We start from the raw sequence: 7,158 nt of genomic DNA, 5'->3' as shown, positions 1-7,158 counted from the left end.
TTTTGCGGTGCGTCCCCCTGAAAAGACTGTTTGCGCTCGGCGCGATCCGACTCCATGTCTGCCATCATGGCTTCGAACTGTGCATCGTTGTAATAACTCATCACGCATACTCCCCATCGTTCGTTTGGACCTTGGCCGTATCATCTCCGTCGCGTCCGGTGTCGAGTCCTTCCATCGACTTCTGCTTGATCCAGTTGTCGATGTCCGCACGCGAAAACCGCCACGTCCCGCCAACCTTGAAGGCTGGGATCTTTTTGTCTGCCGCCAGTCTGTAGATCGTCCGCTCCGTGACCTTCAGATAGTCGGCGACCTGCTTGATGGTGAGGATCTCGCTCTCGCTGGTACTTGTAGACATGGTGATGGCCAGTTTAGGTCAAACCACGACAGGATAGTGTAAAATTTTCAAGACAGCAACGACAAATGGCAGGGACATACAAACATTGTCCAATTCTCGCGACTCATAGGGTGGGCTCCGGCCTGTCCGAAGATAAAGTATTGCGACATTTCCCTGGGAACGGAGGCGGTGCTTCTTCTCTCTCCAACTCGATCCCCCAGAACACGGCACGAAGTCCGCAAGATATTTTTGCACAACCATTTTTAATCAATGAGTTACGCGTTGACGAATCAAGCGGGTTTTATTGCGCGATTGGTAGGCGAATGAAACCCCTGCGGCAAACCGACCTTCGCTTTCAACCAAAGCCCTGCTCAAACTTGCCTTCGGGAATTTCATCCCGCTGTTTTATGGGAAATTCGGACCGCTGGTGACACAGCCTTCAAGACCTGCTGCGGATCGTGAACGAACTGAAAGAACGCGGCATCGGTGTTGAGAGCCCGTCGCTCGGTCACAAAAGACGCGTTGATTGTCCTTGGGCCGTGAGTAGTGCCACCGCCTTCTTATCGAAGGAAATGAAGGTTTCTCCACCAAGCCAGTTGCCCTCGTAGGCAATAACACCATCGGCAAAATCTCCGCCTGCGTCGAGCACCCGCAGGCCAGCCTCTACGGCTGGCCTGTTCACCTCCACGTTCGCAGCGGCAAGTAGTGCGCGGATTGCGCTGGCCGCGTCGGCTTGCTGGAAGCCATATACCCGGAGCAGCACCCAAACAAATTCGCATAGGCACGGCGTTGCTACCGCAATCAACTCGGCGTCGGTCAAGACTGTGGCAGCAACGTCCGCTTGCTCGGGATCGTCGCGCACAACAGCACGCACAAGGACATTGGTATCTACTGAGACCTTCATTTCTTGCCTGCCCATCCTTGCGCAGCCGCCTCGTTGATTTCTTCGATGGTGGCTACCTTCTGCGTCCTGCCCGAAAGTAGGCCGACGAAACCGGATATCGTCCCAGCGGGCCGTGCCGCCCTGAGTACGCCCCGACCATCTGGCAGTAAGTCCAACTCGATCTTGTCGCCTGGCCTGATGCCCAAGTGTTGCAGTACGTCCTTCCGAAACGTCACTTGTCCCCGTGCGGTAACAGTCAATGTGGTCATGGCGTTGTGCCCTCGCAATCTCGCAGGTTGATGCTTTGTAGAGTAATGCAAAAACGCCTTATCATCAATATCCGTCAAACGATCTGTTTGTGCTGTGCCTTGACATCATGTAATCACTCGATTACGATTCAAATATGGCCTACGCGGTAAAACATCTCGAAGAGTTCTCTGACTGGCTCAAGGGCCTGAAGGATGGACTGACCCGGCAGCGTCTCAACAAGCGCTTGCGTAAGGTCCAACTCGGAAACTTGGGCGATGTGGAGTCGGTGGGGGAAGGTGTGTACGAGATGCGCGAACACTTCGGGCCAGGCTGGCGCATGTATGACGGAACGGGTGACGCGCTAATCGTGATGCTCGGCGGTGGTGACAAGTCAACGCAGCAGGCCGACATCAATAAGGCAATCGACCTGGCAAAGTCTTTGGAGGATTGAACCATGACCAAGAAGATTAAGGTTTCCGAACTCCCCGAGTTCGATGCAGCCGAGTACCTAAACAGCGAAGAAGACGTGGCGGCGTACCTCACTACCGTTCTTGAAGAGAACGACCCGGCACTGCTGGCGACCGCGCTCGGCGATATTGCCCGCTCGCGAGGCATGACGCAGGTTGCAAAGGATTCCGGTATCACGCGGGAGGCCCTGTACAAGGCCCTTCGGCCAGGCAGTGAACCGCGCTTCGATACCATCAGCCGTGTGTGCGCAGCCCTTGGCGTGCGTCTGGTCGCGCAGCCAGCACACCGTGCCGCCTAAAACCCTTTTGGGGTCAAAGGACTGGATTGCGGGGTCCAAACAGAGGGCGATGCTTCGCCTTGATTTTGTGTGGTCATGGCCTAGCTGACCACACATGTATCGGGGAGCCTGACAAGTTCACGTTTCCGGCCCTGCGACACAGTGTGACCATCAGCCTCCGCTGGCACCAGCAGCCTTCATCCCCCCCAACGGAGGGATTGTCACCCCCCAAGACCCACCGCTAACATGAATCCCATCCTGTATCAAATGACTTCTGGATAAAACCGGAACAGTAGTGTTCGGCGTTGCTTCACTGGGACCAGACGAGACACCGTGATTTTCAACAGGGTTAGGAATTATCAGATAAAACGGGGAGGGGAAAATGATTAAAACCAAGCGTAATACCAGGAAAACCTTGGCTGAACGGAGAGCCGAAACAAAAGAAACAAAGACAAAACGGACGTTGAGCAGGTTTCTGACTGTGGCAGCGGGGGTTTCCTTATCAGTGTGGTCAGTGACCGGTGAAGCATCGACAATCACCGACAATTTGTATTACACGATGGGAAATCAAGGGGCTACGACTGGAAATATTTTCGAAATGGCGGCCACCGTTTCCGCACAGACCGGGGCCATTACTTATTCGAATTCCTCGATGTCCATCGCCGCCACAGGGTATGGTACCACTGCCAATGGCATTGTAATGAATCCTGCCAACGGGCAATTGCTGGTGGGAGGGGGGCAATCGGGAGGAGGCTTTTTCCCCTCACCCGTTTATCAAGTGAACCCCTCAACGGGGAACATCGCTACCGCCACGGATCCCGGTTACATGAATAACGTGGATATGGCCGTTGGCCCCAGCAATAAAGTGTGGACCGCTGGAGGGGGTGGTTCAGTGGCCTCTTTCCCGATCAACCCCTTTGGAGGATCAGGTACCGTCTTACCTCTGAGCGGCAGTGATACGGCCATCTCAAGCCTCGCCTTCGATCCAAAAAACAATACGATGTATTACACCTCTGGTGGATTTTTTGGAACTTCCACCGGAAACTTTGGCACTCTCAACCTCGCCACCGGCAAAACCACAGCCCTTTTGACAAATCAGCCGGGCATGTTCAACTTGGCGTACGATCCGTTTTCCGGTGATTTGATCGCGGCCGGGTCCAGCCTGATCACCCAGATCACCCCCGCCGGAGCCATCGTCTCCGGGATAAACGTAAATGCCGTCATGGGCTCTAACGGGTGGGTAATTTCAAGCATCGACACCGTTGGAAAGGGGCAGTTATTCGCTACGACAGGTGGCGGAACCAATGGAGATAACCTGCTTTACTTTAACTATGCCAAACAAGGGTTGGTGGGTCAGTACAACTATAGCGCCGGTGCCCGGTACATGGGCTTTGGCCTTTCCGGTATCACTGGTCTGACCCTGCCGACAACCGGAGGGGGATCTTCCGCCGTCCCGGAACCTTCCACTGGCCTCTTGTTCTTGACTGGACTGGCCGGAGTCTGTTGGTTCGGCTTCACTCGACACCGGTCTGCATCGTACGCCTAACTCCCTATTGCGTACTTTATGCCCCCTCCATCGATCCCATGGGGGGGGGCTTTTCCATCGGGTCATCACGGCATGCTGCAAATCCGTGCTAAAATGGACAGTCCGTTTTTTGGGTGTGTGGCATGGTCCGTTATTCTCTGAAGTGTGTTTTGGGGCATGGATTTGAAGGCTGGTTTGCCTCCGAAGAAAGTTTCTCGGCCCAGTTGGGACGCGGTTACGTCACCTGCCCTTTTTGTCAGTCACCCCAGGTCACGGCTGCGCCCGTGCCTCAGGTTGCGGCGGACGCTTCCCAGGAGCCTGCCGTTCCTCTGAGCGAAGTTCTGTCGCGCCTGAGCGCGCCCCTTTCAGCCCAGACCCCCTCGGTCGTCCTGGTGGCCACCATTCAGGCCCTCACCGTTTTCCAACTGAAACTGATCCAGTCCGTTCTGACCAACCTGAATGCCTCTCTCTCCGAAGAAGAAAAATCCATGGTCGCCGGGAGCCCCACCATCGTGGTTTTCGAGAATGCTTCCTCCGCGGAGGAGGGAGAGATGACGGTGCCGGACGAAAGCATCACGGGCACGGTGCACTGATCGGTTTCAGGAACCCAGGGTATACCGGGACCAGTCGATTTTGTCCGGCAGGGAAGTCAGCCGCGCCGGTCGGTTTTTGCTGGCCTTCTGCCAGGACAGCGGCGGCTGGTATTGCCGACACCAGTCCGCCACCTGTGGGGCCGGCATGGGCCGGGCAATGCCGAACCCCTGGGCCTGGGTGCATCCGAGGCAGATCAAGGCGATGCCCTGCTCCTCTGTTTCCACCCCCTCTGCGATGGCTTCCTTGCAAAATACCTCGGCCAGGTTGATCACCACTTCCACGATCGCCAGATCCTCCCGATCGGTCAACATATCCCGGATAAAACTCTGATCTATCTTGATCACGCTCACGGGCAGGCGCCGGAGGTAATCCAGCGACGCATACCCCGTTCCAAAATCATCGATGGCAAAACTCACCCCATGATGACGACAGGCTTCCATGGCCTGGGTGACCTGGGGAATGTCCCACAAGGCCACCGATTCCAACACTTCGAGTTCGAAATTGGGGGCCGGTTCGGTGGGATAGCGCCGCATCATCCGACCGATGAAATCAGAAAACCCGGAGGTATGCAGATGACGGGCGGGCAGATTGACGCTGACCCCGAAGTCCAGTCCATCGACCTTCCAGTCTTCCCGCTGTTTGAAGGCCGTTTCGATGACCCACTCGGAAATGCGCGTTTCAACGTCCGTGTTTTCGATCATGGGCAGAAATTCCCGCGGCAGCAGCACACCCCGTTCCGGATGATTCCAGCGGATCAGGGCCTCCATGCCCAGCACCTGCCCGGTCCCGAGATTCACCTTGGGTTGATAGTAGAGTTCGAATTCGCTGCTCTCCAGAGCCTGCTCCACGCGGGTCCTTCCTTCCGTGCGCAGATGTGCGTTACGCTCGTCGACCACATCGAAGAAGTGAAAGCAGTTGCGGCCTTTCCCCTTGGCCCGGTACATGGCCTGATCGGCATGACGTAACAGGGTTTCGGCGTCCACCTCGTCATCCGGGTAAACCGTCACCCCCAGACTTGACGACACCACCACCTCCTGATCCCCAAAGGTATGGGGCAAGGCAATGGCGGTCATGATCCGTTGCAGGGTAACGATCAATTCCTGCTCGTTGCTGATCTCGGACAGTACCACCACAAATTCATCACCGCCCAGCCGGGCCACGGTATCCGTGGCGCGCAGGGTGGCGATCATGCGCTGGGCCACCGCCACCAGGACCTGATCTCCCTTGTCGTGACCAAACTGGTCATTGATGGGCTTGAACCCGTCCAGATCGATGAAACAGAGGGCCATTTTCTTGCCGAACCGACGGGCATCGGCCAAAGCCATGCTCAGCCGGTCATTGAGCAGGGCACGGTTGGGCAACCCGGTCAGGACATCGTGCAGCGCAATCAGTTCCAACTCGTTTTGTTGCGCCTTGAGGAGCGTGATGTCGGAAGACACGCAAACGATGCTGAGAATCGTTCCATCCTGGTTGCGTACCACCGACAGGGTCAGTTTGTCCGGATAGACCTCGCCGTTCTTGCGCTGATTCCAGATTTCTCCAGACCAGTGGCCCTGTTCCAGGACCATGTCCCATAACTTGGAGAAAAAACCCGGCTCATGACGTGCCGACTGCAGAAATCCCGGTTTTCGTCCCAGCACCTCCTCACGATTGTAGCCGGTGGTCCGCGTGAAAGCCGGATTGGTTTCGATGATATGCCCTTGGGGGTCCGTGATGAAGATGCTTTCGTCGGCATGCAGGAATACCTGCGAAACCAGGCGAACGTAGTCATCGGATAACTTGCGCTCGGTCACATCATTGATGATGGCCACAAAGTGGGTCAATCCCCCTTCCTTGTCCTGGACGGGGGCGATCTGGAAACGATTCCAGAACATGCTGCCGTCCTTGCGGTAATTACGTACCGTGGCCTTGACGGGAACCCCGCTCATCAAGGCCACGCGCACGGACATCAACTCCGGTTGGGCACGATCCTCGCCCTGGAGAAAGCGACAATTTCGCCCGATGGCCTCCACCGATGAGTAGCCCGTAATCCGTTCAAAGGCAGGATTGACATAGACCAGGGGAAAATCGGGCAGGGTGGCATCGGCGATGGCAATGGCATTGACACTGTTGTTCAGGGCCCCGGCCTGGAGTCGGATCAGGGATTCGGATTGCTTGCGCACCGAAATGTCGCGGGAGGAACAGAACAACAGAGCCTCGCCCTCCACCTGAAACCCGCGCGCATGCACTTCCACGTCGATGATCTGGCCATTCTTGCGGCGATGCTGACTTTCAAAGGTCTGGTCGTTCACTTCCTGCAGGGAACCCATGCGCTCTTCAAAGGTTCCGGGCTGAAAGGACGCATCCCAGAAAGAAATGTGTTTCCCCAACAACTCATGACGTTCGTAGCCCAGGGAAGCACAAAAGGAGTCGCTCATGGTCACCAGATTGCCTTTGGCATCCAGGACGTGGAGACCATCGCTGGCAATCTTCAGGATGATCTCATGCATGCGTTTTTCCCGAGCCAGCGCCCAGTCTCCCTGAGCGGGCCCGGCCTCGGCGGATGCGTCGACGACGCGGTCGCTCATGGTGCCGGTGCGGCCTTGGGCTTCAGTTGATACTGGGCAAGGGTCGCCTGATTGCAGTTATAGGTGTTTTTACCTGATTTCTGGCATTCGGCAAGGTCCGAGGCAATTTCATCGGGGTGATCCAGGTAATACTCCTTGGTCTTGGTATCCTCGCACGCCGTCAGCAACAGCAAGGCGAATACCCCGCCACATAACAAAATTTTCATGGGCAAACTCCTCGGTGATGACACAGTCGTCATGGTACTCGATTCAAGCCCTGCT

At 56.2% G+C, this 7,158-nt stretch carries 9 protein-coding genes; 4 read left to right on the top strand and 5 right to left on the bottom strand.

The genetic code is table 11. The features are described from left to right. Positions 1-100: 100 nt before the first annotated feature. The 3 genes from mads1 to M6F29_RS07305 all read right to left on the bottom strand — a co-directional run bounded on the left by mads1 (position 101) and on the right by M6F29_RS07305 (position 1,486). A complete protein-coding gene (mads1, locus tag M6F29_RS07315) occupies positions 101-355 on the bottom strand; it encodes a methylation-associated defense system helix-turn-helix domain-containing protein MAD1 (protein WP_298158266.1) in 255 nt (84 codons plus the stop codon). 487 nt (positions 356-842) lie between these two features. Next, positions 843-1,238, bottom strand: a complete 396-nt coding sequence (locus M6F29_RS07310; RefSeq protein ID WP_298158264.1) for a type II toxin-antitoxin system VapC family toxin — start codon at positions 1,236-1,238, stop codon at positions 843-845. Beyond that, positions 1,235-1,486, bottom strand: a complete 252-nt coding sequence (locus M6F29_RS07305) for an AbrB/MazE/SpoVT family DNA-binding domain-containing protein (protein WP_298158263.1) — start codon at positions 1,484-1,486, stop codon at positions 1,235-1,237. Before M6F29_RS07305 ends, M6F29_RS07310 begins: the two co-directional genes overlap by 4 nt. A gap of 134 nt (positions 1,487-1,620) precedes the next feature. On the opposite strand from M6F29_RS07305, the gene M6F29_RS07300 reads away from it, so the two are divergent. From M6F29_RS07300 to M6F29_RS07285, 4 genes are all read left to right on the top strand, one after another. Beyond that, positions 1,621-1,917: a type II toxin-antitoxin system RelE/ParE family toxin gene (locus M6F29_RS07300; protein ID WP_298158262.1), complete on the top strand. Its 297-nt coding sequence runs from the start codon at positions 1,621-1,623 to the stop codon at positions 1,915-1,917. Between the two features lie 3 nt (positions 1,918-1,920). Continuing rightward, positions 1,921-2,232, top strand: coding sequence for an addiction module antidote protein (locus tag M6F29_RS07295; RefSeq protein WP_298158260.1), 312 nt, complete (start codon positions 1,921-1,923; stop codon positions 2,230-2,232). Positions 2,233-2,593: 361 nt separating this feature from the next. After that, positions 2,594-3,757, top strand: a complete 1,164-nt coding sequence (locus M6F29_RS07290; protein ID WP_298158258.1) for a PEP-CTERM sorting domain-containing protein — start codon at positions 2,594-2,596, stop codon at positions 3,755-3,757. 122 nt (positions 3,758-3,879) lie between these two features. Further along, positions 3,880-4,329, top strand: a complete 450-nt coding sequence (locus tag M6F29_RS07285; protein WP_298158256.1) for a DUF1178 family protein — start codon at positions 3,880-3,882, stop codon at positions 4,327-4,329. Positions 4,330-4,335: 6 nt separating this feature from the next. On the opposite strand, the gene M6F29_RS07280 is transcribed toward M6F29_RS07285, so the two are convergent. Then, positions 4,336-6,897, bottom strand: coding sequence for a sensor domain-containing protein (locus M6F29_RS07280; RefSeq protein ID WP_298158254.1), 2,562 nt, complete (start codon positions 6,895-6,897; stop codon positions 4,336-4,338). Then, a complete protein-coding gene (locus M6F29_RS07275; RefSeq protein ID WP_297478109.1) occupies positions 6,894-7,103 on the bottom strand; it encodes an EexN family lipoprotein in 210 nt (69 codons plus the stop codon). Before M6F29_RS07275 ends, M6F29_RS07280 begins: the two co-directional genes overlap by 4 nt. Positions 7,104-7,158 lie beyond the last annotated feature (55 nt).

It is taken from the genome of Ferrovum sp. (assembly GCF_027317285.1).
In the GTDB taxonomy this organism is placed as follows: domain Bacteria; phylum Pseudomonadota; class Gammaproteobacteria; order Burkholderiales; family Ferrovaceae; genus Ferrovum.
Note: the sequence above shows the minus strand (reverse complement) of the source record. Positions and strands in the feature narration are given on the sequence as shown.

Coding starts and splice junctions, on each gene's coding strand:
- mads1 (WP_298158266.1), bottom strand. CDS start 355: ATGTCTACAAGTACCAGCGAGAGCGAGATCCTCACCATCAAGCAGGTC.
- M6F29_RS07310 (WP_298158264.1), bottom strand. CDS start 1,238: ATGAAGGTCTCAGTAGATACCAATGTCCTTGTGCGTGCTGTTGTGCGC.
- M6F29_RS07305 (WP_298158263.1), bottom strand. CDS start 1,486: ATGACCACATTGACTGTTACCGCACGGGGACAAGTGACGTTTCGGAAG.
- M6F29_RS07300 (WP_298158262.1), top strand. CDS start 1,621: ATGGCCTACGCGGTAAAACATCTCGAAGAGTTCTCTGACTGGCTCAAG.
- M6F29_RS07295 (WP_298158260.1), top strand. CDS start 1,921: ATGACCAAGAAGATTAAGGTTTCCGAACTCCCCGAGTTCGATGCAGCC.
- M6F29_RS07290 (WP_298158258.1), top strand. CDS start 2,594: ATGATTAAAACCAAGCGTAATACCAGGAAAACCTTGGCTGAACGGAGA.
- M6F29_RS07285 (WP_298158256.1), top strand. CDS start 3,880: ATGGTCCGTTATTCTCTGAAGTGTGTTTTGGGGCATGGATTTGAAGGC.
- M6F29_RS07280 (WP_298158254.1), bottom strand. CDS start 6,897: ATGAGCGACCGCGTCGTCGACGCATCCGCCGAGGCCGGGCCCGCTCAG.
- M6F29_RS07275 (WP_297478109.1), bottom strand. CDS start 7,103: ATGAAAATTTTGTTATGTGGCGGGGTATTCGCCTTGCTGTTGCTGACG.